The 24,314-nt window shown below is 30.2% G+C and carries 18 protein-coding genes and 1 pseudogene; 8 read left to right on the top strand and 11 right to left on the bottom strand.

The features are described 5' to 3' along the window. Nucleotides 1-118: 118 nt before the first annotated feature. From HALO113_RS14780 to HALO113_RS14745, 8 genes are all read right to left on the bottom strand, one after another. On the bottom strand, nucleotides 119-2,629 hold the full coding sequence (locus HALO113_RS14780; protein WP_159779863.1) for a sodium-translocating pyrophosphatase: 2,511 nt from the start codon (nucleotides 2,627-2,629) through the stop codon (nucleotides 119-121). Between the two features lie 113 nt (nucleotides 2,630-2,742). Then, nucleotides 2,743-5,586: a leucine-rich repeat protein gene (locus tag HALO113_RS14775; protein ID WP_370519389.1), complete on the bottom strand. Its 2,844-nt coding sequence runs from the start codon at nucleotides 5,584-5,586 to the stop codon at nucleotides 2,743-2,745. Nucleotides 5,587-5,618: 32 nt separating this feature from the next. Further along, nucleotides 5,619-5,861, bottom strand: coding sequence for a hypothetical protein (locus tag HALO113_RS14770; protein WP_201297664.1), 243 nt, complete (start codon nucleotides 5,859-5,861; stop codon nucleotides 5,619-5,621). Nucleotides 5,862-6,034: 173 nt separating this feature from the next. After that, on the bottom strand, nucleotides 6,035-6,565 hold the full coding sequence (locus HALO113_RS14765; RefSeq protein WP_159779875.1) for an inorganic diphosphatase: 531 nt from the start codon (nucleotides 6,563-6,565) through the stop codon (nucleotides 6,035-6,037). A 108-nt stretch (nucleotides 6,566-6,673) separates the two neighbouring features. Continuing rightward, nucleotides 6,674-7,279 carry a DNA-3-methyladenine glycosylase gene (locus tag HALO113_RS14760; protein ID WP_159779862.1) on the bottom strand — a complete coding sequence of 202 codons (606 nt, stop codon included), beginning with the start codon at nucleotides 7,277-7,279 and terminating at the stop codon, nucleotides 6,674-6,676. A gap of 102 nt (nucleotides 7,280-7,381) precedes the next feature. Further along, entirely contained in the window at nucleotides 7,382-9,865 is a 2,484-nt protein-coding gene (locus HALO113_RS14755; RefSeq protein ID WP_159779861.1) for a DUF5686 family protein, read from the bottom strand. A gap of 72 nt (nucleotides 9,866-9,937) precedes the next feature. After that, a complete protein-coding gene (locus tag HALO113_RS14750) occupies nucleotides 9,938-10,915 on the bottom strand; it encodes a pyruvate dehydrogenase complex E1 component subunit beta (protein ID WP_159779860.1) in 978 nt (325 codons plus the stop codon). Nucleotides 10,916-11,069: 154 nt separating this feature from the next. After that, nucleotides 11,070-12,074: a PKD domain-containing protein gene (locus HALO113_RS14745; protein WP_159779859.1), complete on the bottom strand. Its 1,005-nt coding sequence runs from the start codon at nucleotides 12,072-12,074 to the stop codon at nucleotides 11,070-11,072. A 244-nt stretch (nucleotides 12,075-12,318) separates the two neighbouring features. On the opposite strand from HALO113_RS14745, the gene HALO113_RS14740 reads away from it, so the two are divergent. From HALO113_RS14740 to HALO113_RS14705, 8 genes are read left to right on the top strand one after another with little or no spacing between them, the layout of a single operon-like run. Beyond that, entirely contained in the window at nucleotides 12,319-12,900 is a 582-nt protein-coding gene (locus HALO113_RS14740; protein WP_159779858.1) for a C40 family peptidase, read from the top strand. Beyond that, nucleotides 12,881-13,819, top strand: a complete 939-nt coding sequence (locus HALO113_RS14735) for a hypothetical protein (RefSeq protein ID WP_159779857.1) — start codon at nucleotides 12,881-12,883, stop codon at nucleotides 13,817-13,819. Before HALO113_RS14740 ends, HALO113_RS14735 begins: the two co-directional genes overlap by 20 nt. Then, a complete protein-coding gene (locus HALO113_RS14730) occupies nucleotides 13,820-14,683 on the top strand; it encodes a TssN family type VI secretion system protein (protein ID WP_159779856.1) in 864 nt (287 codons plus the stop codon). It begins immediately after the preceding gene. Between the two features lie 9 nt (nucleotides 14,684-14,692). Beyond that, nucleotides 14,693-15,874, top strand: a complete 1,182-nt coding sequence (locus HALO113_RS14725) for a hypothetical protein (RefSeq protein ID WP_159779855.1) — start codon at nucleotides 14,693-14,695, stop codon at nucleotides 15,872-15,874. An 11-nt stretch (nucleotides 15,875-15,885) separates the two neighbouring features. Then, nucleotides 15,886-16,398, top strand: a complete 513-nt coding sequence (gene tssO / locus HALO113_RS14720) for a type VI secretion system TssO (protein ID WP_159779854.1) — start codon at nucleotides 15,886-15,888, stop codon at nucleotides 16,396-16,398. 20 nt (nucleotides 16,399-16,418) lie between these two features. Continuing rightward, a complete protein-coding gene (locus HALO113_RS14715; protein WP_159779853.1) occupies nucleotides 16,419-18,881 on the top strand; it encodes an AAA family ATPase in 2,463 nt (820 codons plus the stop codon). Continuing rightward, nucleotides 18,862-19,293 carry a GPW/gp25 family protein gene (locus HALO113_RS14710; RefSeq protein WP_159779852.1) on the top strand — a complete coding sequence of 144 codons (432 nt, stop codon included), beginning with the start codon at nucleotides 18,862-18,864 and terminating at the stop codon, nucleotides 19,291-19,293. The genes HALO113_RS14715 and HALO113_RS14710 overlap by 20 nt, the downstream gene beginning before the upstream one ends. A gap of 10 nt (nucleotides 19,294-19,303) precedes the next feature. Continuing rightward, nucleotides 19,304-21,154 carry a type VI secretion system baseplate subunit TssF gene (locus tag HALO113_RS14705; RefSeq protein WP_159779851.1) on the top strand — a complete coding sequence of 617 codons (1,851 nt, stop codon included), beginning with the start codon at nucleotides 19,304-19,306 and terminating at the stop codon, nucleotides 21,152-21,154. Between the two features lie 180 nt (nucleotides 21,155-21,334). Here HALO113_RS14705 and HALO113_RS14700 read toward each other — a convergent pair whose 3' ends face one another. The 3 genes and pseudogenes from HALO113_RS14700 to HALO113_RS14690 all read right to left on the bottom strand — a co-directional run. After that, a complete protein-coding gene (locus tag HALO113_RS14700) occupies nucleotides 21,335-22,228 on the bottom strand; it encodes a right-handed parallel beta-helix repeat-containing protein (protein ID WP_159779850.1) in 894 nt (297 codons plus the stop codon). Nucleotides 22,229-22,464: 236 nt separating this feature from the next. Then, nucleotides 22,465-23,247 (bottom strand): hypothetical protein, encoded by a 783-nt coding sequence (locus HALO113_RS14695; protein ID WP_159779849.1) that lies wholly within the window; start codon nucleotides 23,245-23,247, stop codon nucleotides 22,465-22,467. 428 nt (nucleotides 23,248-23,675) lie between these two features. Next, a pseudogene (locus tag HALO113_RS14690) lies at nucleotides 23,676-24,314 on the bottom strand (hypothetical protein); the annotation flags it as partial.

Raw genomic sequence — 24,314 nt, 5'->3', positions numbered from 1 at the left:
ATTTAAATCAATTAATAATATATTATCTGTTATAAATGTATAGAAACAAATACTAGAAACAAAAAAATCTCTTTTAAAATACATTAAAAGAGATTTTTGTTTGACTTATTTTAATTTTTTATTTCAACATGTTAATTTGCTCTGTTACTTCTGCTTCCGTACCTTCAAAAGTTTTTTCAGTAACTTTTTCTTCTCCATCATGCTTTTCTATAACTTTTACAACTGCTTTTACAGTTCCATTTTCTCCAACTGTTTTTTCAATTTGTACTTCTTTATGAACTTCAGAATGTGCATGGTCATCATGATTTAGACTGTGCACCACTTCACCTTGTAACATTTTACAATTAGGGTTCACACAACCTTTTTCAATGCATTCAGCCTCACTCATTGAAGTACATTCCACCATTGCACCGTGTTTATGACAACACGCACCCATAGTCATTTCAGAATTAGCAGAATGCCCTCCTAAAATGGGAGCAATAACCAAACCTATCAAACATGTTAATTTTATCAAAATATTCATCGAAGGTCCAGAAGTATCTTTGAAAGGATCCCCTACTGTATCTCCTGTTACTGCTGCTTTGTGAGCATCAGAACCTTTATATGTCATTTCGCCATTAATTTCAACACCAGCTTCAAAAGATTTTTTTGCATTATCCCAAGCTCCACCAGCGTTGTTTTGGAAAACGGCCCAAAGCACACCAGAAACGGTAACTCCAGCCATATAACCTCCTAGCATTTCTGCAATTAACTGATTGTTATCTGCATACACTAATTTACCTAATAATACAATTGCTATTGGAAAACCAATAGTTAAAATACCTGGTAACATCATTTCACGTAAAGCCGCTTTTGTAGAAATTTCCACACATTTACCATATTCTGGTTTACCCGTACCCTCCATGATACCTGCAATCTCTTTAAATTGACGACGTACTTCATAAACCATGTCCATCGCTGCTTTACCTACCGAATTCATCGCTAATGCTGAGAAAACAACTGGAATCATTCCTCCTACAAATAACATAGCCAATACAGGAGCTTTGAAGATATTGATTCCATCAATTCCAGTAAAAGTAACATATGCTGCAAATAAAGCCAAAGAAGTTAATGCTGCTGAAGCAATTGCAAATCCTTTTCCAGTTGCTGCAGTAGTATTACCAACAGAATCTAAAATATCAGTTCTGGTACGCACTTCTTTTGGTAATTCACTCATTTCTGCAATTCCACCAGCATTATCAGCAATAGGTCCAAATGCATCAATTGCTAATTGCATAGCAGTTGTTGCCATCATTGCAGAAGCTGCTAAAGCAACTCCATAAAAACCGGCTAAAGCATAAGATGCCCAAATAGCACCACCAAATAATAATACCGTTGGGAAAGTAGAAATCATACCTGTTGCCAAACCAGCAATCACATTAGTTCCAGCACCTGTTGAAGATTTTTGAACAATTGCTAAAACTGGTTTTGTTCCTAATCCTGTATAATATTCTGTAACTGATGAAATTACACCACCTACAAATAATCCCACAATTGTGGTATAAAATACACGCATGGAGGAAATCTCTTTTAATCCTTCACCAAAAAATTCCATTTTCATGGTTTCTGGCAACATATATTTTACTAAGAAGTAACAAGAAACCAAAGTTAATGCAATAGATATCCAATTTCCTTTATTTAATGCTCCTTGAACTTGTGCTTCTTTCGCACTGTCAGATGAAATTTTCACTAAGAATGTTCCTATAATTGAAAACAAAATACCAAATCCAGCAATGGCCATCGGTAATAAAATAGGTCCTATTCCTCCAAAAGCATCTTGGATGGCACCACCCATATCTTTGATAACATAATTACCTAATACCATAGCAGCTAGTACTGTTGCCACATAAGAACCAAATAAATCCGCTCCCATACCTGCTACATCACCTACATTATCACCCACATTATCAGCAATTGTTGCTGGATTACGCGGATCATCTTCAGGAATACCTGCTTCCACTTTACCCACTAAATCAGCACCCACATCGGCAGCTTTTGTATAAATTCCGCCACCAACACGTGCAAAAAGTGCAATAGATTCTGCGCCAAGAGAAAACCCTGCTAAAGTTTCTAAAACAATAGTCATGTCTTCTGTTGAAGTCCAACCTCCATTCATGAAGATTTGATATAATACGATAAAAAAGGTAGTTAATCCTAATACTGCTAAACCAGCCACACCAAGTCCCATAACTGTTCCTCCTCCAAATGATACTTTTAATGCTTGAGGCAAACTGGTTCTAGCTGCTTGTGTTGTTCTAACATTTGATTTTGTTGCAATTTTCATCCCCATATTTCCTGCTAAAGCAGAAAAAATAGCTCCGAAAATAAAAGCCACTACAATAAGTATGTGTGTGGTGGGCACTATAAAAGAAATAGCTGCTAGTGCGATACTCGCACCAATAACAAAAAAAGTTAATAATTTATATTCTGCTTTTAAGAAAGCCAAAGCTCCCTCATATATATAGTCGGAGATTTCTTTCATTTTACCATCTCCAGCATCTTGTTTTAAAACCCAGGCTCTTTTATAAAACATAAAAGCTAAACCTAATAATGCCATGATTACAGGCACATAAATCATTATTGAATCCATACAGTTTTTTTGGTTGTTTTAGTTAAACTTACTTTAAGGTCTTTAACAAAAATAAAAAAAAAAGGCAATATTCCTAGAGAAAATTGCCTTTTTTAAGATATATATTATTAAAATTATTCTTTTATAATTTTTTTAATGATAGCACCACTTTCTGTAGTTATTTGTAGAAGATACAAACCTGTTCGATAATTAGATAGATTAACAACATTAACACCTGTAGTTCCTTTTTCTTTGAAAATCTCCTTACCAAGTACATCAAAAATTGTAATTGAAGCCTCTTCCTTTAAAGAAATATTAAATATTCCATTAGAAGGATTTGGATAGACTAAAACTTCTTCCACAACAGCAAAAGTATTAGAATCTAAAGTTTCGTTTGCTGTAACATCTTGTGTCCAGTTGGATGAAGAACCATTTAAAGTAAAGTTTTGTAATATTCCCACTGGACCACCCACTACTTCATTCGCTAAAGTTGTTAAACCCGCATTGTTAGCATTGGCAATCCCTTGATTAAATTTGTAATGTGCAATTAAATCTGAGCCACTATTAACTGCTTGACTGTTTCTTGTATAAGAAGCTACTTCTTGAGGTGTTCTTACCACTTTCCAAACGCGAATATCGTTAATTTGGCCATCAAAATGCCCAGCAGAAGCACCAGCATAATAACCTATACCTGTATTAATAGTTGAGAAGTTTGGAGTTCCAGTTTCCGTTTTAGAATCATGAAGTGTTCCGTCTATATATAATTTATGCGTTTTGCTAGTATAGTCAAATGTTGCCACAATTCTATACCATGTATCTGCTACCAATGGTGAAGTACTAGTGGCTATACTTAGTGTATTATCATAGGCTTGTACAAAATTTAAATAGCCGCTTGCATCTGTATAAATACCAAATCCTTTAAAGGTTGGAATATATTCCATTTTACCTAAAATTTCGTTAGAAGCTACATCATTTAATTTTACCTTCATTTCGAATGTATAGCTACCATTATCTGTATTATCTCCTAAAACATTTGTACCATTATTCGTAACTACGACAGTATCATCGACACCATCAAAATCTAAAATGTTTCCTGCGCAACCCATCACACCAGGTGTATTTTGTCCTGTAGTGTTTGGTAAAGTACTTCCATTCCCTAACTGTCCAGATTGATTATCTCCCCAAGACATGAATGTCCCTGTAGTTTTTTGAGCTATAGCGGATTCATTTCCTGCTATAACACTATACCAATCTGTTGCTGTACCCACTTGAATAGGACTATTTTGTTGATTGAAATTACCAATACCTATTTGACCTTTATAGTTATCACCCCAAGCCCACAAAGTTCCTGTGCTTTTTACTGCATAACCGTTATATAATCCCGCTGCAATTGTTTTCCAATCAGTAGCTGTTCCTATTTGTACAGGTGCATTTCGCTCTGTTGTATCTCCCAAGCCTAATTGTCCAGAAAAATTATCACCCCAAGAATACAAAGCGTTATTACTTTTTATTGCAATAGCATGATAATCACCCGCTTCTACAGCTTTCCATGTTTCGTTACCTAAACGTATAGGCGAAAGCTGATTCGTGTAATTACCAAGACCTAATTGACCAAAAGTATTGCTTCCCCAAACCCATAACTCTCCATTATTTGTTAAAGCAACAGTATGATTTCTTCCCAATGAAGCTTTTTGCCAGTTGGTAGCTCCAGCAACTTGGGTTGGTGTTTGTTGAACAGCTGTTGAATTAATACCTAATTGACCATCTGTGTTACGACCCCATGCCCACAAAGTATTATTCGCTTTTCTAGCCATGCTATGACTAAATCCAGCATAAACACCAACCCAGTCTGTATCAACACCTATTTGAACAGGCACATTTTGTTGAGTAGTATTACCATTTCCTAATTGACCATTTGTATTACGTCCCCAAACCCACAGAGTACCATTTTTTTTAATGGCTAAACTGTAAAATTCCCCTGCCGATACAAATGCCCAATTGGGCTCATTGCTAATTTGTAATGGATTGGTAACAATACCAGTAGCTAAATTATTACCCAATTGGCCATAAGAATTATCACCCCATGCCCATAAGGTACCATCTTGTGCAATGGCAAGGGTATGTTGCCCACCAACACTTGTCTCTGCCCAGCAACCACGAGGAGTACCAAGTGGAATGTTAAATTCTGTCCAAACAGGAGTAGCTTCATATAATGATTCAGTTCCAATAGGTACATTTAAAGTTGCTGAATTAATATTAACATTTTGAAATACTTCTGAACTTATAGGTAGAGGATTTTGCCATTCAACAGTTACAGAATTTAAGCCTATACAATTATAAAAAGCAGCTGAACCAATAGTTGTAACCGAGCTAGGAATAGTAATAGAAGCTAGATTAAAACAGTCATAAAAAGTACTTATATCAATACTTGTAATCGAATTAGGGATTGCAATAGAAGCTAAACTAGAACAGTTATAAAAAGCAAATGAACCAATACTTGTAACCGAATTAGGGATTGCAATAGAAGCTAAACTAGAACAGTTATAAAAAGCAAATGAACCAATACTTGTAACCGAATTAGGAATCGTAATAGAAGTTAAACTAGAACAATTATAAAAAGCAGATGAACCAATAGTTGTAACCGAACTTGGAATCGCAACAGATGTTAAACTAGAACAATAATTAAAAGAATTTGAACTAATACTTGTAACTGAATTTGGAATCGTAATAGAAACTAAACTAGAACAGTTATAAAAAGTATAATCAGCAATAGTTGTAACAGAATTAGGCAGAGTAAACGAAGTTAACCCTGAACAATGAGCAAAAGCATTACTTTCTATACTTGTAACCGAATTAGGAATGACAATTGAAGTTAATCCAGAACATTGATAAAAAGCACCTGCACCTATACTTGTAACCGAATTAGGAATAGTAACCGAGGTTAATCCAGGACAAGCAGAAAAAGCTAGTTCTCCTATGCTTGTAACCGAATTAGGAATAGTAACCGAAGTTAATCCATAACAATTAAAAAAGCATTTGAACCAATCGCTGTAACCGTATAATTATTAGAATTATACACTACAGTACTTGGTATATTTGCAGCACCAGAAAACCCTGGGTTAATATCTACCTCTACATAAAAGTTGGCTGCATCTATTACATTGTAGTTAATTCCGTTGTAAGTAAAGGATTGTGCATGGGTAAATGTAAAGCTAAAAAAACTCAATAAAAAAAGAAGTAATTTTTGTTTCATATAAATAGTATTTAGGTTAAAAAGCAAATATAATTCAATTCTAAATGCTTATTTTTTTTTTGGTACGAAATGCAGAAGTTTGTATATGAATAGGAATAAAAAAAGGCAATATTGCTAATTAATATTGCCTTTTTCATTGAGATTCTGAAACAAGTTCAGAATGACAAAATTTATTATTTAATACTAAATAATCCTTCTGGTTTATTTTCTAATTCATTGAAACGGTTGGTACATTTTACTAAAATTTCTTTGGCTTCATTTACATCGCCCCAACCTTCTACATCTACTTTTTTATTTTCTAAGTCTTTGTACACTTGGAAAAAGTGTTCGATTTCTTTTATTAAATGTGGATTCACATCTTTTAAATCATTTAATTTATTCCAAATGGGATCAGAAACAGGTACACAAATCACTTTTTCATCTGGTCCTTTATCATCAGCCATGTGGAATACTCCAATAGGTTTTACTTCCATAACACAACCTGGAAAAGTAGGTTCGTTTACTAATACTAAAACGTCTAACGGATCTCCATCTAAAGCTAAAGTTTCTGGAATAAATCCGTAATCTGCAGGATACATCATAGAAGAAAATAACATTCTGTCAAAACGCATTCTTTTTAAATCGAAATCATATTCGTATTTGTTTCTACTTCCTCTTGGGATTTCTATCAATACATCAAATGTTGTAACTTTATCTGCTGTCATTTTTTTTATTTTTAAAGCGGGTGCAAATGTAATCATTCTAGATTTTTTTAAAGAATGAATTCCTAATTTATTTTGTAACTAAAGGTAAAATAATTGTTATTTAACAATTTAATAAACCAAAGGTGCTCTATTGCGCTTTTTTAAGTAATAATGCCAAAAAAAATAAGTCGCTAAAGAAGTATGTGGTTCCCATTTTTTAGCTAAGGTTAGCATTTCATCTTTAGATGTTACTGGATATAATTCTTTAAGCGTATTTTGCAAAGCAATGTCACCTATAGGAAATACATTTTCTTTTTGAAGACAGAACATCATATATACTTCTGCGGTCCAATTCCCAATTCCTTTTACAGCTGTTAGTTCCTTTTTAATTTGGGTTTCTTCTTTTTGGGAAAGGGTTTCTAAATCCAATGCTTTTCCCACAACGGCAGTTGCCAATGCTTTGAGATAATTAGTTTTTTGTTTGGACAAACCGTTATTTCTTAAATCGTCTTCCGAAGCCAAGAGAATTGCATTTGGCGATACAGTTCCTAAGAAAGATTCCAATTTTAGAAAACATGCTTTAGCTGAAGCTAAGGACACTTGCTGTTCAATAATTAATTTACAAAGTGACACAAACCCTTCTGGTCTCGTACTTATATAAGGTTCTCCATACAAATTTAGGATTTCTTGAAAAACAGCATCTTTTTTCAGTAATAACGGAATGGCTTTTTTCATGCTATTTTGTTTGTGTTAGCGGTTGTAACGGCATCCTTTTTTGTTTGTTAAAACAAAAAAGATAGAGTGAAAGACGCGACCTGAAAGGGAACACCCAAAGGATTAAAAATAAAATCCGAAAGAAGCTTTTACAGTGAATTTATTCGCATCAGGAATGGTTAAATAACTTCCTCTCCAAGCAAAATCAATTCGCAATACTTTAAATATATTCCCAATTCCAGCGTTGTATTCCCAATATACATCTTCAGGAGCTCTATAAATTAAACCTGAGGCATTTATGAGTTGGTTTTCTTCTGAAACGGTACCATAAACACCTTTAATTCCCACAATTTCTCTCCAATTTAATTTTCTTAGTAAAGGTACTCTTGAAAACAATCTACCATTAAAATGATGTTCAAAATGCAAAGAGGCATATTCATCTGCTACAAAATCGTAGTAATCTAAAAGATTATAGGTGTTATCGATAATAAAATAGGATTGGTTTCCAGGTATAACTCCCATTAACCCCAATGGAATTTGACCATAAGTTTTTCCTAATTCTAAAGTTGTAAACAATCTACCGAAACCTCCAATTAAAACAGGTTGACGATAATAGAATTGAATTTTTTGATAATCAAAATCGCTATTCATTACCCCTTTAAATCCTTGGCTATAACTTAAAAACACTCGTGCATAATTATTATCCACTTCTAATCTTTCCACTCCATAGCCTACTGTTCTTTTGTTTGGTGTATATTCTGCAACCCAGTTAATTTCTGATTGTTTGACCTTACTTTCTGTAGTGGTTCTAGAAGCATTTGTATAATAATCTAAACTAAATTCGTTTGAGGCAGATTCTAATGTCCTATATGAAAAATTGGTTTGAAAGGTAAGGTTTTTTACAGGTTCAATTTCAAAACCAAAAGTAGTTAGATTAACAGAAGTCAATTTATTGTTAATTCCACTAGAAAATAAGGATGATGAGGCAAAACTTCTTCCCAACACATCATTGGAAGTCGTTAGACTGACTCCAATTTGCTCTACGTCTCTTCTATTTCCAGCCGATAAAATAATACGATTTTTCTTATCTATCATCCATTTTCCTGAGATACCATATTTTACTTTGTCGTCTTTAAATCCGTAGGCCAAATAACCTTGTAAACGCCAAATATCATTACTACCAAAATAAGTTCGTCCACCTGCTCTAATACGTTGTCCTTCCACATCATTATACCCAAAAGTAGAAAAAATGGGACCAAAATCCATTTTCCATTTCGGAATTTCAATATAACCACTTCCTAAAATAGAGGCCAAATTATAAATTCTTTTAAATCGAGGTACTTCTTTTAAAGTATCTAACATTTTATAGATTCCAGCTTCATTTTTATTGAGTTCTTCAAAACGATTGGCTTCCCAATATTCTTGAGATCTATTAAACACTTTATTATCATAGAAATTCACTTCTTCTTTGTAGAACTTGTCTTCTTTTTTATTATCAAATTGATGATTTCTAGCTAAAGTTGTTCTTTTACCGTACACTCCTTTGGATTCTTCCTTTTTAGAAAAACTAAAATCAGACATCATGTAGTCTCTTTTCAACAAAAAAACAGAATCGTTTAAGACATCATATTCTTGTTCAATATAAATTTCTTTAACCCAGTTAATATTAGCACTCTTACTTGCTTCTAGGTTGATTTTCTTTATTGCAAAAGTCGTATCGTTAACCCAAAAATCTCCTTTAAAGGTCAATTCATTTTTTCGTCTTGGATAATACACAATATTATAGCACCACTTATTATCTATAAATGTACTATCATTTAAAACATAGTTATACACATTAATTCCTGTTCGAGACAATGGACTAACAAAATCTTTATCAAAAAACTTGAGATAATTGTCATAAATATCGTAATCGGCATACAAGTCTTTAATAAAGGTATTCACTCCATCTCCTGAACTAAAACCTGAATTTTTATTCGCTTCTATAATTTCTTTAAACTTTTTAGATTCATTGTCTCCATATACCTTACTCAAAGTTTCATTAATAAAAATAGGCAGAAATGTTTTACCTGAGATATGGGAAGTATCTATTTGTTTGAAGACAAATTCCATTCCTTTAAACATTTTACTATTCATAAAAGCGGAATCAATAGTATTTAAATCAAATTCTACTTTTTCATACTTTTCATATTCGTATTGTTTGAACATTTTAAGTCCATTCTTTCTTCTTCTTTCCCAAATTTTTCTAAGAATATCTAGAGCTGGATTGTCTTTTTTTGAGGTTTTACCAGAATAAACAACTATTTCTTTTAATTGAGTTCCTTCTTTAAGTACAATTTTTAAACCTGTATTTAATCCTGATTTTAATGCAACTTCTTTTTTCTCAAATCCTATAAAAGATACTTCAAGTGCGGAGTAATTTTGTTTAGATTCAAAATAAAAGTTCCCATTTTCATCTGTGATAACTCCTTCTTTTGAATTTTTAAAAATGACATTTGCAAATGGAATGGGTTCACCAAATTCATCAACAACTTTTCCACCTACTTTCGTTTGTGAGAAACTCCAAAATGTACAGAAGAAAAGTACCCAAAAAATTTTTTTTAGCATGTCCATATTTTTAATTCAAAAAGAAAACTTCATCAATTTCTTGATGAAGTTTCAAATATAATAAGTTTTTATTTACTTGTAAGCAACTTTTTTCACCGCTTTGATTAGATCCTCTGCATTTGGTAACCATTCTTTTAATAAAGCTGGTGAATAAGGAGCTGGAGTATCTGCAGTGGTAATTCTTTGAATTGGCGCATCTAAATAATCAAATGCTTTTTCTTGAACCATATAAGTAATTTCTGAAGCCACACTACCAAATGGCCAAGCTTCTTCTAAAATTACTAATCGGTTTGTTTTTTTAACTGAGTTTAAAATGGTATCATAATCTAAAGGGCGAACTGTTCTTAAATCGATAATTTCACATGAAATTCCTTCTTTTTCTAAAGCATCCGCAGCGATAAAAGCTTCTTTCAAAATTTTACCAAAAGATACTATGGTTACATCTTTACCTTCTCGTTTGATATCAGCTACACCTAATGGCAAAGTATATTCACCTTCAGGCACTTCCCCTTTATCACCATACATTTGTTCAGACTCCATAAAAATAACTGGGTCATTATCTCTAATAGCAGACTTTAATAATCCTTTTGCATCATAAACATTAGAAGGAACAACTACTTTTAGTCCGGGGCAATTAGCATACCAATTTTCAAAAGCTTGTGAATGTGTTGCAGCTAATTGACCTGCAGAAGCTGTTGGCCCTCTAAAAACAATAGGAATATTAAATTGACCTCCAGACATTTGTCTCATTTTAGCAGCATTATTGATGATTTGATCAATACCAACTAATGAAAAGTTAAATGTCATAAATTCTACAATTGGTCGATTCCCGTTCATTGCTGAGCCCACTGCTATTCCAGCGAAACCTAACTCAGCAATTGGAGCATCAATTACTCTTTTTGGTCCAAACTCGTCTAGCATTCCTTTTGAAGCTTTATATGCACCATTATATTCCGCTACTTCTTCACCTATTAAATAAATAGATTCATCGTGACGCATTTCTTCACTCATAGCTTCACAAATAGCTTCTCTAAATTGAATTGTCTTCATTTTATTTTTATTAAATTAAAAATATCCTCAAATAAGGTATTTTATCTATTGTAATTATTATTGAAACGCAAAAATAGAAAAAAAATAAATTAATTATTAGGCCATGAACAATTAATACCATTTTAATATTAACGATAACCTTTTCGTAAAACAATTAAAATACAGACTTATGCTTTTTATCAATTAAAATAATCTCGATACAATCATCTTTTCCTTTTTGAATAGAGATATTTTTAATTTTTATTTTTTCTTTTTTAACTTGGTAATAAAACTCTTTTATTGTAGCTACTTTTTGATCTTTAAATACTACAGTAGGCAAATTATACTTACAAAAATATTTTATAAAATCATCATATGAAATTTTCCCATCTGTCACTAAACTGAAAACATCTTCAATTCTATTAGCATCTGACCCTCCTATTTCAGGTCCTTTTTCAACTTTTACTACATTTTGTTCTTCTGGAGGTGCATCAGGCACATTTAAAAAAGGATTTAAAGGCACTACATTTCTTTTCTTTTCAGCTTTAGTGACTTTCTCTTCTTTTTTAGGCATTACAAATACTATCTTCGTTCCTACATTGGTATAGTCATTATTTACGACTAAAGAAATCATTTTTCTGCCTGGGCTTGTAAAAGTATAAGTACATATTTTATCAAAAGAATCTACTTTATTATCTAAATTTTCACCAAATCTCCACTCCCATGATTCAGCTGATTTGGTAAAATCTTCAAACACAACAGCTTCACCTTCCACAATATAGGTAGGAACAATAATTTTAGGTATAAGAGATTCGTCTACTGAAGACTTTCTTGGGGCAATAGTTACCACTTGTTGAATAGTACATTCATTATTAATAACCAATTTTACTAAATAGCTACCCTCTTTATCAAAAGAATGGGCTACTTTTGAACGAAAGGCAATTTGAGAATCATCTCCAAAATACCATCTCCAAGAATGCGCATCTTTAGTGTCATCAGAAAAAATAATAAATTCTCCAACAGTTAGAGAAGGTGCATCAATTTTAAATTCTTTAGAATTGCAAACTACTTCATTATTTAATTTGTATAAAATAATAAAACCAGCAATTAAAGTAACCAACAAAAAAGTCAGGGATACTTTTGCATCAAAATATTTTTTAAAAAAATTTAAAACAAACATATTATTAAAGTTACTTTTAAATGAAGTAGTATTTAAAGACTAAATGTAAATTTCATCAAAAATAGGAATTTTCTTTTATAAAAAAACACAATATTACACTGATTTTATGATGTAAGGATAATGAATTACATTTTAAAAAAAATAATTTTTAACAACCATTTTTATACACAAAACACTTGTTTTTTTTAATAAAAACCCATACTATTGTAGTTAGTTTCAAGGACAAACAAATAACAAACAAACAATGAAGAATATAGCTTTACTTTTTCTTTCATTATTATTTATTAATTGTGGATCAAAAAAAAGCACGACTACTTATTATAATGAAAATACTTACGAAGAAAAAGCCAATTATGTAACCTATGATCCTCTTTCTGAAGAAGACAAAAAGTACTTTTCAAAAAAACTTGAAGTAAGTCAAGATGAAATTATAAACGGTAAACTTTATAAATTCATAAAAGAGTGGGAAGGTACTAAATATGTTTATGGAGGAGAAACCAAGCAAGGCATTGATTGTTCTGCATTAATGCAACGTTTATTCAAAGAAGTATATAATTGTGAGCTTCCTAGAACAGCAGAAGAAATGGGGTTAGATAAACGTTTTCATCTTTTCAAATTAACTAAAAATTTAAAAGAAGGAGATTTGGTTTTTTTTAGGATAACTGAAGAAAGAATTATAAGCCACGTAGGTATCTATTTAAAAAACAATAAATTTTTCAATGCTAATTTATCTGGCGGAGCTTCTATTTCAGATTTAAAAAGTGAGTATTGGAAAAAATTCTATGTTGTGTCTGGAAGATTAAAAAATGAAAAAACAAATGAGTAAAAAAGATATCTTTTTGCAAAAACAAAGACAGCTTACATCATTTGATTTGAAAGCCGAATTACTGTTGGATTCCCTATTAAAAAACAAGGTTGACGACTTAAATATCGTTATCAAACCTAATGGAATATTCTATAGAAAATTCAGTAAAGATAGGATGTCTATTAATAGAGATTTGATTGACACCGATCTCCTAAACATAGAAATTAGTAGGGATGGTTTTTATGATGTTTTGCCCGAAAGCATCTCTCACAACTATAGGAATTCGACTTCATATTCTGATCCTGTAGAAGAATTTAAAACAAGAAAAAAGGAAGAGAAAGAAGCTAGAAACTTTTTTAATCCAATTGAAAATGAATTGTTTCGATTTAGACATTTAATAGAAGCAAGTGAAGATACTTTTTTTTCTAATTTGAATGCAAATGGGGTTGTAGATATTATAAAAACAATTTTAGTTTTTAAGGAAGATATTCCCGATAAGTTAATAGTAAAAATGTTTTATGCCTTATTGCAACTAAAAGATAACACAACCCAAAATCTAAATGAAGTGGTTTCTATTTTAGAACAAATAATTAATGAAAAGGTTTCTTATGACACCAGCTATATAAAACTTGAAAATGTAAACGATAACGTAGGTAATAATGATGATCTAATTATGGGAATTACTACTACTTTAGAAAGTTCGGAACGAATTTTTCTTAAAAAATACAATTTTACAATTGGTCCGCTAAAAAAATCGAAAGATTTAAGCAAATATTTTCAAAACCAAGAAATGGAATCTTTTTTAAATAATTTTTTTAATTTATTTTTACCTTTCCATGTCCAATACTCTTTTGAGGTAATTTTAAACAAAAAAGACCAAACATTTTCTATGGGCGAACAAGAATATAAATCAAGACTCGGAATATCAACAATATTATAAATGAAAAGATTTTTAAATTACATCAATTTTGGTTCTGAAATAATATATCTTTTATTACTCATTGCAATTGCTTTAGTAATCAACATATTTATAGGCAGTAAAATACCTAAATTCAAGCAACTAAGAAAAAAGTTTTATATTTATACTTTTATACAGGTACTCATTTTTATTATTTTCTCTGTTATTTTATACAATTTAAAAGACACTTCATTAAATCAGAGATTAATTTCTTATCAAGTTTATTTTACTCTTGTAGGAATAGCACATCTTAAAGTATTTCATGATACTTTTAAAAAGTTTGACACAAAAAACTACCTCAGTGAAATTGCCATTACTTTTTCGTGCAGTTTGTTTTTAGCTGCCTTCCTATTTGTAATAACTAAATGGTTTTTGGATGGGGAATTTTCATTCTATCTATTAAGTAGTTTACTATTTTTCTTCTTACCATCACTTTGTTACAAATTATTTGAATATGCCATTTCTATTCCAGTCAAATTACACAAAAGATGGTTTTATCCTTTAAATGATAAATATCCTTCTCCGAAAGTTTCGGAAATGAAAAATATTATCATTTTAAATTTAGTATTCCAAAAAAAAGCTACCGATAATCAAATTATTAATTTTAAAGTAAAAGCACCAAGAGCGATTGATTTTGGCCGTCTATTCTATTATTTTATAAATGATTATAACGAAAAGAATCCAAACAGTCAAATTCATTTTGTAGATGAAAAAAACCAACCTTATGGATGGTATTTTTATACTAAACCAAAGTGGTTTAGTTCCTCTGAATATATAGATCCAGATCTTGCAATAGACACAAACAATATCAAAGATGGTGCAACCATCATTTGTCAACGCATATAACAAACAATCATGGCAGAAAACATAAAACACTTTCCAGTTAATTGGATAGATGGAATGAAAATAAACAAAAAACATTTCATTGAATTCCAAGACAATGTAGAAGATTTAATTCGTGATGCTAGAAATTTAGAAGTAAACGAATTGAATTACGGTTTACTTTCAACTCATTTAAGTAGACCTTTTCAATACGCTATATCTATAGACACTCATAATGAGTTAAGTGTTAATATAAAAACACTAAAAGCAATCACACCTGCTGGCGGCAGAATAGAAATAACTGATTTTACAGGAGAATATTCCGAAAAAATTGAATTAAAAGACCTAGATCTTAAAGGAAATCATTACTTTCTTCTTTTAAACATTGACCCTTTTAGTAGAGTACCTTCTGGTGAACAAAATATGGAAGAAGTTCCTCCTCGATTTCCACATGCCCTTCCAAAATACAGTTTAAATACAGTTTTGGAAAGCGAAGTAAATCACAACAACATAGGTGCATTACAATTCCCTTTGGCTAAATTTAAAACCTCTAGGGAAGGTTCTGAAATTATCACAAATTACATTCCTCCTTGTCTTACGTTAAATAGCCATCCCAGTTTAATTACCTTGTTTGAAACATATGATTTATTCTTTAAACAATTAGAATTTTATGCAATTCAAATAAATCGAAAAATTAAATTTAGAAACAACAACGAAGATGAAAATGTCATTGCAAATATGGTTTTTGACGTATGTGACAAAGCGTTACGATTTGTTGAACTACACATTACAACTAACAAGTGGATAAATTATAATTTAAGACCCTATCAAGTCTTAGATAATGTAATTAGCTTGAGCCGCTCAGTAAAAAATAGTTTTGATTATTTTTCTGGAGATGGAAAAGAAATGCTTTTTAATTACTTTTCAGAATGGACAGATATTACAAGTGGTGATTATGAAAGACTTTTTACAGATACAATAAATGTAAAATATAAAGCTTATGATATTGAACCTGCTGTTGAACAAGTTAAAAACTTTATGTCAAAAATTGACGAGCTGTTTTCCATATTAAATCAATTGGATTATATTGGTAAAAAACGTGATGCTGGAATTTTTGTAAATGAAAATATTTTGAAAAACGATAGAAAATCAACTAGCTTATTTAGCAATGATGATAAAGACATCGATTCTTCACCAACCTTTTTAGCTGACTAAATTTAGAAACTATGGATATTTTAAATAAAAAAGAACGTCTTAACGCATTTCTTCTATTCTTATTAATGTTTTTTATAACAACAGGAGTATTAATTACTGCTATATTTTTTAATTACAAATTACCTTTAAAAGAAAACGAAGTTTTAAAGAGCGAAAATGACAAAATGAATTCTCAATTTAATTTCAATAAAGAATTCACTCTCAAAATGGAAGAAATAGGAAAATTAGTAGATTCTCTAGATAAAGCCCCTTTGAGTTTTCAATTCATAGAACAATCTATAGGGTACGAACTGAAAGAATTAAGTGAAAGCATTCCAAAAGATTCAACTATTAATCCTGCACTATATCAAAATGTAATTATTACTACAAAGGAATTTGTAAATACTAAAAAGAGACTACTATTAACTAAAGATGCCGAAAAAGAAATCGAAAATCTTAAAAAAGAAAATGAAAGTTTAAAAGAAGACAATAAATCTTTAGAAAGAAACTTACAAGCTCTTAGTATAGGTTCACGATTTAATTAAAAATTGATAACTATAAAAAAATGTCTTTAGAAACAACAACGCAAATTATTCACATAGCCAAACAATATGCAAGAGAAAATTTAAATGCCAAATATTATGCTGCACATGTGTTAAAAGCAATTCTTAACCAACAATTTGATTTTTTAAAAGAATTAAGCACTAAAGGCATTGATGTTTTTTATTTAGATGAATGGGCAGATATAAGAATTAGTGAATATTCAAAAACAACAAAACCATCAGACTCACCTGAAGCTGATGAAAGTGCCACTATAGTTTTAGAAGAAGCTGAAAATTTTGAGCAAAAGCATAATATTAGTGTTTTCCCAGCTATTTTAACAGCTGCAATAACACCTGGAATTGGTTTTTCACACGATCAGTTGAAATCGTTACCTATTAACGCTTCTACTATTATTGAATTATATCAATCTGGTACTCCACTAAAAAGTCCAGAAATACAATTTTCTGATTCTTCTACTACATTTAATGTAAGCTCAAATGCAGTGTCTAAATATTGTATTGATCGATTAAAAAACATTTCAAAAAGTGAAGAACATGCAATCATTGGAAGAGATGAAGAACTCAAGACAATTACAGAAATATTAAATCGAAAGTTAAAACCTCATGTGATTATTACTGGTGAACCTGGTGTGGGAAAATCAGCTTTAATAGAAGGATTTTGCAAAAAAATAGCCACTAAAAATATTTTAAACGCTTTTGATCGTGCTTCTGTTTATGAGATAAATATTGGTGCCTTGTTTGCAGGTGCTTCATATAAAGGAGAAGTAGAGGATCGCTTACAAAAGATTTTTAACGAGTTAAAAAGCTTAGAAAAACCTATTTTATTTATCGATGACATTCACGAACTCTTTGACTCTAATCAAGGATCAGGAATAGCAAGTATTATAAAATCTGAATTATCCAAAGGCGTTATTACATTTATAGGTGCAACAACTCCTGAAAAATTTAGAAAAACGATTGCTAAAGATGATGCTTTATCTAGAAGATTTGAAACTTTAGAAATTAAAGAACCAAATCAAGAATTAGCATTTAGAATGATTTCTAGTATTATAGAATCCTATCAAAAGCATCACGACTTTTCAATTTCTGATGAAAGTCAAAAAGAAGCTATTCGCTTAGCAAAAAGATATCTAAAAGAGAAATCATTACCTGATTCTGCTTTAGATTTAATAGATAGAACTATGTCATCTTTAAAAGTTGCCAAAGAGACGATTAAAAAAGAGTTACCTGATTTAAAAAACCAAGCAGAAGCTTTACACACGATTGAAGAAATTAGTGATAAAGAAGAAAAGATAACATGGTTATTAAATGACATTCTACAAAAAACAGGTAAATTAATTTATGAAAATGAGGCGAGTAGTACCCAATTTCATACCTTAAATGATCATGATGATAAAATCAACTTCCTTAACGAAATTCTTTCCGATTTAGAAAAATTAGAAGATGTTGAAAATGAAGTATTAGGTTCACATTTATCGGTAGTTGTTTCAGATATTACTGGTATTCCAGCAGGAAAAGTAAAATCGGATGAAAGAGAACGATTGTTAGATATTGAAAATACACTTAAAAAACGTGTTATAGGTCAAGATCATGCTGTTAAAGTAGTTTCTGATGCTATTATGGAGTCTCGTTCAGGTTTAACCAAACCGGGACAACCCATTGGCTCCTTCTTCTTTTTAGGACCTACTGGAACAGGGAAAACAGAATTAGCCAAATCATTAGCAGATTTTTTATTTGGAGACGAAAATGCCATTATTCGTTTAGATATGTCAGAATTTAAAGAAGAACATTCTGCCGCTTTATTATATGGTGCTCCTCCAGGATATGTGGGGTATGAAGAAGGAGGCTTATTGGTAAACAAAATAAGACAAAAACCTTATTCTTTAGTTTTATTTGATGAAATTGAAAAAGCACATAAATCGGTGTTTGATGTTTTTTTACAAATTTTAGATGAAGGTAAACTACACGATAGATTAGGAAAAGAAGGTGATTTTTCTAATGCAGTAATCTTATTTACTTCTAATATTGGTTCAGATTACATCGTAAAATCTTTTGAAAAAGATATTATTCCAAAATCAAATGATTTAATACAATTAATGACAGGTTATTTCAGGCCAGAATTTTTAGGACGTTTAACTGAAATAATTCCTTTTGCACCCATAAATGTAAAAAGTGTTTCAAGAATTTTTGATATTCATCTAAAAAAAGAATTATTACAATTATTAGAAAAACTAGACATTACTTTAGAAATCAATAGTGAAGATAAGGAAAAAATAGCTTTGCAAGGTTTTAGTCCAGAATATGGCGCAAGACCTATCAAAGGTACGATTCGCAATAAACTAAAAAGACCCCTTTCACGTATGATTATTGCTAATGAAATTGTAAAAGGAGATACGGTAAAAGTAACTTTAGACGAAAATGAAGAATTAAAATTTACAGTAACAAATGAAAGACTTGTATTATAAAATTCCTTTCGACTACAAAAAATTAAGCAATGGGAATGACGCTGCAAAGGTTACTATTGAAGAATCCTTAGCTCAATTCATTTCAGTTATCATTTCAACCATTTTTGGTGAATACAAGTACGATGATGGCTTTGGTACCGTTATTTGGGAAACTGATTTTAATTTATTGGCTAATCCCAATAGATTGAAAGACATGATTCGAGAGTCTGTTCATGAAAAAGTAGATAAATATGAAAAGCGTTTAAAAGTGACTGAAGTAACCTTAGGTGTTAATGAAAACACATTAAGCTATGAAACGAATATTAGAGTTAAAAAAAGATTAGACATTATTGTTTATGGAGTAATCAAAAAGACAAACCAACCTTATTATTTTAAGAGTTCGTATTACTTAGCTCCATTTTCGTTTAAATAAAAACAAACAGATGAATCCATTATCCAAAGATCAAATTAAAGATAGAATGTTAAAGCGCGCTGCTAAAAAGTGGGGCTATAATGACGTGGAATTAGAGAATGTATTTGATCCTATTGTGAACCTTCTTTTTGATGTATGTGCAAAAGAATTAGAAAAAATATCTAATGAAATATTTTCAAGTAGAAGAAGAATGACTGAACGTTTAGTAGACATACTAACACCTACAGCTTCTGCAAAAGCAACTCCTTCAAGAGGAATTTTAAGAGCTTATCCAGTTGAAGACGAAACTACTTTGCACGATTATCATCAATTTTTTATTCAAAAAAAACAACCCAATCCATACAATCCAATTGAGAATATTGTTAAAAATTTTCATTTTGGACCTACACTTCCTATTAAGCTTAATAGGAATAAATTAAGTTATGTGGTATTACCCAATGGTGTACAAGAAATTGTAAAAAATCAATTTAAAGAATGTATTTCTGAAAAAGATTTTTTAAAAAAGACACCACATGGAACTATTTGGATAGGATTTAAACATGAAGGAAATGGTTTTTTAAAAGATTTAATGTTTTATTTCTATTTAAGAAATGTTTCAGAAAGGACTAAATTTTATCATTTTCTTCCTAGATCGAAATGGTTTTTAAACAATGTTCCTTTATCCATTAAATCGGGTTATAATATTGATGAAAAAGATAAAAAAGTATACGATTTAAAACAACACGACATTTATCATATTCATAAAATCGAAGAGCATGCTAATGATTTTTATGAAAAACATTTTGTTACAGTAAAAGATATTCTGAACCTTAATGATGTTGTTCCCGTTTTTCCAGAAGAGTTTGACACTTTATTTCCTAAAAAAGAATTAGAAAAAATAAAGAATGAAAAGGACATCCATTGGATTAAAATTGAATTCCCAAATGTAATTGGACCTAGCATCTTATCTGAAATATTTTGTTCCAATAATTGCTTTCCAGTTATCAATAAAAAACTAAATGAAACTCAGGGTAATATTAAAGAGTTATTAGATATCTATCCATTAAAATTAAATGATGATTACTTTTTAGAATTATTTTCAGTTTTAAATGATAGTAATAAAGAGTTTGATGTTATAACAAATAATATTGAACCTGAAGATGAAAATTATGCTTATTTACGTTTTGGTGGTGTAGCCCGTTTTGATGAAAGAAATGCAGCGGAAGAAATCAATTATTTAATCGATTTAATTCGTGATGAAGCAGCCGCTTTTTCTCGTTTAGGCCATGATTTTACAGACAATAATTTAAAAGAGATCAATCAAATTATAGCTCGTTTTAAAAATAAGATGAATCAGATAGGCATGCAAAACCTCAACAATCCTTATTTGATTCTTAACACGGAAAAAACAAGAGAAAAAGGAGTTCTATTTATAAAATATTGGACTACTAATGGGGAAGAAGCTAATAAAATAAGTCCGTTTAGTAAATTTAACGTTTTTAAAGGAGCCGATTTTGACAAAGATAGCCTTATGCTATTATCTAGTACTCAAGGTGGAAGAAACGAATTAACTAATTCGGAAAAAATTTATGCTTATAGAGAAAATCTAATTTCGAATCAAAGAGTAGTTACGCGTCAAGACATAATCATATTGTGTAAAAACCATTATGGTGAAGCCATAGAAAAAATAGAAATTAAAAACGGTATTCAAACTGGTTTTGATGACCATATAGGTTACACTCCTACTATTGATATTTATTTAACAAAAACGAATAATGAATATTATTCAGAAGAGGAATGGACCTTCTTAAGTGAAGATTTAAAATTACTAATTGAAAGAAGAGCAATAAACATTGTTCCTTTTAGAATTATATATATTTAAATAAAAAGAGGTTGTCCAAAAAGTTTACAAAGGTGTCATTCTAAATTTAACATCGTTGAATCTTCGATTTCAGAATCTTAAAATATCGATTATTAGTTTAATTTAGAATCTGAAACAAGTTCAGATTGACAAAAATAATTACTTTTTGGACAGCTTCTTACCAACTAATATTCATACTTTTTAATATATTCTAGCGAAAAGTCCTTTACCATTACCTGAGCCACCACTTCCAGTAATAGTTATATGTCCCGTATTTCCATTACCATCATATCCCCAAGCGAGATTATTTTTAGCTGTATTATTTGTGACCGTATGTGGAACTGATTGTCCAGCACTACCCAATTTAAAACCATTTCCATCGCCATTTGAACCAAAACCATTATTGCTTGCTGTACATCCTTTTATGGTAACGGTGTAGGGCTGACCGTATAAATCCCACCCATCATCCGAATTATGATTGGCAGTACATCCTTCAAACACATTATTTTTTCCAGCAGACAACTTACAAGCATAACCATCTGCATTTTCACCTCCATTTTGAGCATCATAATTATCGTTTGAATAGCATTGCTTGATATAATTATCATGTCCTCCATTGTAAATCTGTAAACCAGAATCACCATTATATGAAGTAGTTACGTTATATACATAATTATATCCTCCATTTTGAAAAACAATCCCACAATCAGGCGCATTTCGTATTGTCATATTGGTTATATTCCAATAACTACCATTTACTTTAACACCCCAGCTACCAGATGGTTGATTAGAACAGTTTAATGTTCCGCCAGTAATATTAATTTTTGAACTTGAAGTTCCACTTCTTGCCAGTTCTAAAGTGCTTGTTAAGTTAATTGTTCCGCTAATCGTAATAATATCACCAGGATTAGCAGAAGAAACAGCTGATCGTAAAGCAGATTCGGTGGTAACAGTAGTAGATTTTGAAGCAATTGTTACATTTGATTTTGGAGCATCTGTACCCACGATGGATTCATCAGAAATAATCTCTTCTTTTTGACAAGAAAAAAAGACCATAATAGTGCTTAACACTAGAAACTTAATTTGTTTTTTCATAATAAAGAGTTTTTGTTTATTTATTTAATAATCACTTTGATTATTTATTTTTAACTGCCCCTTCCTTGTCTAAATAATACAATAAGGAAGTTTCAATTTTAAATTCTACAAATAAGTAATAGCGGTAATCTTAAAAACAGGATTATTTTTTTACGTAATCGATTACGAAAATAATAAAAAAAGTAGTATAAAAATAAAGTGAATGAAAAAAAATGAAATATTTTTAAAAGAAGTGATTAATTCTTCATTACAATAGCTACAGATTCTGTATATTTTATTTCCTCTTTAATAAAGAATTGAAAATACGCAGACCTCTTCTTCATCTTTTTTTCAACATTATCAAAATGGGATTCGGTATGCAGTTTAACAGTTTGTTCGTCCCACTTAATCTCTTTAGAAATTTTTGGTTTCAGTAGATCAATAATATTATGTGAAACTCTTTGATAAGAATCAAAAGAAATAATAATATCTCTTGCGCCAGGGTTTAAAATAGTAGTACGCCCAACGCATGGAATAACCCCTATAGCCCTAATGTTCCAATTCAAGACTGTACCAATATCTGGAAGATTGACGTTATCAATTGGTGGATTAAAGAAAAACAAATTCCAATATGGCTCTTTAAACTTATTTTTTGTAAAATTGTCTTTATCCTTTATTAATTCATAATAATAGTCTTTGACTTCTTTAGCTTTATCAAAGCTATGAAAATTTTCAATTAACTTATCTGCCTTAACATTCCATTCCATTAACCATTTTTCGTGATCCTCTATTTCTAAAAAATGCCCTTTATAATCGGTTTTAATTTTAATAGGGTAATTTAAATTTTCTAATTCTTCGATAAGCTGTAAGAAAACATTCTCTTGAATAGGTAGCGTATTAATTTTCTCTTTGTTAATAATATAAATGCGCTCGTCATCTGTTTTATTATATAAAGAAAAATCGATATTGAATCTTATTTTACTTTCTTTTTGGAAGCCATTCATTAAAACGGAAACCTCTTCAATAATTTCAAAAACCATAGACTTGTTTTTATGTTCGTTTGTTTTAATTGTCTGTTTGTTTTAATAGTAAACTATCATATCTCAAATATAAGAAAAGATTCTCTTTTAATACAATTATACTCACTAAAAAAGAGTTATAATTCAATGATTTTATGGCTTTTAAATGGTTAATAATAGTAAGTCAAAAAGCATAAAAATCTAATTGCTCTATAAAATCTATTACTGATTTAGTGTATAACTCAACTTAAGAAACGAATCAACTGATTATCATAAAATTTAAAACTTTAGATAACATTTTTATTTTTTGAAATATAAAAAAATGCTAAGTACGTTTCTTCTTGAGTTTCTTCATTAAATAAGCCGAGGCTAGAAAATTTCCAAGAAATCTCATATATATTCTACTATCTTTATTTGAAACAGTATTTTAAAACCTTTTCGTCAAAAAATTAAATTGCTTTTAGTGTATTTTTTCTGTTTCTGATAAAATAAAAGACAAGAAACAATGAAGAAAGAAAAATCCAAAAAGAAAATACAACAAAATAAAAAAAGAAACTTAACGAATCATTTAAAAAAACAAAACTATAATACAGTTTATCTATACCATCAATCCTTTCTTTTAACTTTTCTCGGTCGAAATTATTTCTTAAACTATTTAAATAGTAATCATCATTATCTCTATAATAAAAAATATCATTTAGTATCTTTTTGGGTTCTATACTAGATTCTATTCTATATTTAATAAACAGATCGTTTAATTGATTGAATTTATTATGTAACGAATCTTTCTTATACTTATAAAGTAAATTATATCTTTCTTTTGCTAACTTAATTTGTTGACTAAAAATAAGCTCGTCTTTTATAGGCTTATATAATTCTCTATTCTTTATGAATACACAAATACTATCATCAGCACTTGGATTAACACTCATTCCGCTATAAATGATTTTTATACTATCATTATATTCTTCTTTAGAAATTATATTATCCAGCCATTCCTTTTTATCGATTCCAACCAAATTTAACTTGTCTAAAATGACATGGTCTAACTTTTCAAAATCAGAATATAAACTGTCTCTTATAACCAT

The sequence above is a fragment of the Flavobacterium sp. 9AF genome (genome assembly GCF_902506265.1).
GTDB lineage: Bacteria > Bacteroidota > Bacteroidia > Flavobacteriales > Flavobacteriaceae > Flavobacterium.
Note: the sequence above shows the minus strand (reverse complement) of the source record. Positions and strands in the feature narration are given on the sequence as shown.